This window comes from Caulobacter sp. B11, assembly GCF_002737765.1.
Lineage (GTDB): Bacteria > Pseudomonadota > Alphaproteobacteria > Caulobacterales > Caulobacteraceae > Caulobacter.
The window spans coordinates 1-2,089 of record NZ_PEGG01000400.1 but is presented as its reverse complement, the minus strand read 5'-3'; the positions used below and the strand labels follow the sequence as shown (position 1 = coordinate 2,089).

Sequence of the window (2,089 nt, the reverse complement as noted above, 5' to 3'; positions counted from 1 at the left end):
TCACGCTCGAGGATTTCGACCACGCCGACCTGATCCTGTGTTTCGGCCACAACCCCGGGACCAACCATCCCCGGATGATGACCACTCTGCGCGACGCGTCCCGGCGCGGCGCGACGATCCTGGCCTTCAATCCGCTGAAGGAACGGTCGCTGGAGCGGTTCGCCTCGCCGCAGGACCCGGTCGAAATGGCGACCCTGTCGTCCACCCCGATCGCCTCGGCCTATTATCAGCTGACCGTCGGCGGCGACGCCCTGGCGGTGCAGGGGATCATGAAGGCGGTCCTGGCCGTGGACGGCGCCGATCGCGCGGCCGGCGGGGCAGGGGTGATCGACCGGGCCTTCATCGCCGACCATACCCAGGGCTTCGAGGCTCTGGTCGAGGCCCTTTCCGCTCTGGACTGGACCGACATCGAGCTTGGAGCGGGCCTGTCCCGCGACCAGATCGAGGCCGCGGCCCGGACCTATGTGGCCGCCCCCTCGACGATCCTCTGCTACGGCATGGGCCTGACCCAGCACCGCGACGCCTCGAGCACGGTCCAGCAGTTGATGAACCTGCTGTTGCTGAAGGGCAATATCGGTCGGCCGGGCGCCGGCATCTGTCCCTTGCGCGGTCATTCCAACGTCCAGGGCGCGCGCACGGTCGGAGTGGCGGAGAAGCCCTCGACGGCCCTGCTCGATTCCCTCGAGGCGGTGTTCGCCTTCGCCGTCCCGCGGGCCCACGGCCATACGGTGGTCGAGGCGATCGGGGCGATGGAACGCGACGAGTCCAAGGTGTTCATTGGACTGGGCGGCAATTTCGCGGTCGCCGCGCCCGATCCCTTGCGCACCTTCGCCGCCATGCGCCGCCTGACCCTGGCCGTGCACATCGCCACCAAGCTCAATCGCACCCACCTGCTGATCGGCCAGGACAGCCTGCTGCTGCCCTGCCTGGGTCGCACCGAGATCGACATCCAGGCCGGCGGCCGGCAGGCGGTGACGGTCGAAGACTCGATGTCGATGGTCCACGCCTCGCGGGGGCTCAATCCGCCGGCCTCCGAGCAGCTGAAGTCGGAGCCCGCTATTGTCGCGGATCTGGCCCGGGCGATCCTGGGGCCTGATGACCCGATCGCGTGGGAAGCGCTGGTCGCCGACTATGATGGGGTGCGCGACCTGATCGAGCAGGTCTTTCCCGACACCTTCGCCGACTACAACGCCCGCATCCGCGTTCCTGGCGGCTTCCGGCTGCCGGTGCCTCCGGCCGAGCGCGTGTGGAAGACGCCCAGCGGCAAGGCGCAGTTTCTGGTCCACCGGCGCGACGGCCCTGACGCGCGACGCGGCGATGACGCGGTGATGCTGCTGACCACCTTGCGCAGCCACGATCAGTACAACACCACCATCTATGGTCAGGACGACCGCTATCGCGGGGTGTTCGGGCGGCGCGACGTCGTCTTCGCCCATCCATTGGACCTGGCCGCCCGTGGCCTGAAGGCCGGGGACCTGATCGATCTCGTCGCGGCGTTCGATGGCAGCGGCGCGCGGACCGTTCGAGGCTTCACCGTGGTCGAGCGTGACATCCCTCGCGGCTGCCTGGCGGCCTATTATCCGGAGACCAATGTCCTGGTCGCCCTGGACGATCATGACCAGCGCAGCGGCACGCCGGCCTACAAGTCCGTGCCGGTGCGATTGAGCGCCCATTTACCGACCTGAAACGGCTCGCACGGCACCAATAGGGCGTTGGGGAACGCCCAATCCGTCGAGGAGCCCTCAGGGTGGACACTGGCATCCAGGTCGAGTCGCTGAAGGTCGCCGAGCTGGGCCATAGCGAACGCCGCCTGTGGTCGGCGTTTCGCGCGGCCGATCCTCGGCTGCGAAGTCCCTATTTCGACCTGCGCTATGTCGAGGCCGCGGGCGATGTCGCGCCGGGCGGCCGCATTGCGGTGATCCATCGGGCCGGGACGGTGGTGGGTTTCCTGCCCTACCAGCGACGCGGGGCGACCCTGCAGCCGCTGGCGGCGCCGCTCAGCGACTTCCACGGAGTCGTGGCCGCCCCGACGGCCGACATCGACCTGGTCGAGGTCGTGCGGGCCCTGGGCGTGGATCGGGCGCGATTC

Annotated in this window: 1 protein-coding gene and 1 pseudogene; both read left to right on the top strand. The window is 68.8% G+C overall.

Features of this window, described 5'->3' with window-relative positions:
* The coding region (locus CSW58_RS13485; protein WP_099447609.1) for an FdhF/YdeP family oxidoreductase at positions 1 to 1,685 on the top strand (1,685 nt) is incomplete at its 5' end.
* Positions 1,686 to 1,747: 62 nt separating this feature from the next.
* A pseudogene (locus tag CSW58_RS13480) lies at positions 1,748 to 2,089 on the top strand (cellulose biosynthesis protein CelD); the annotation flags it as partial.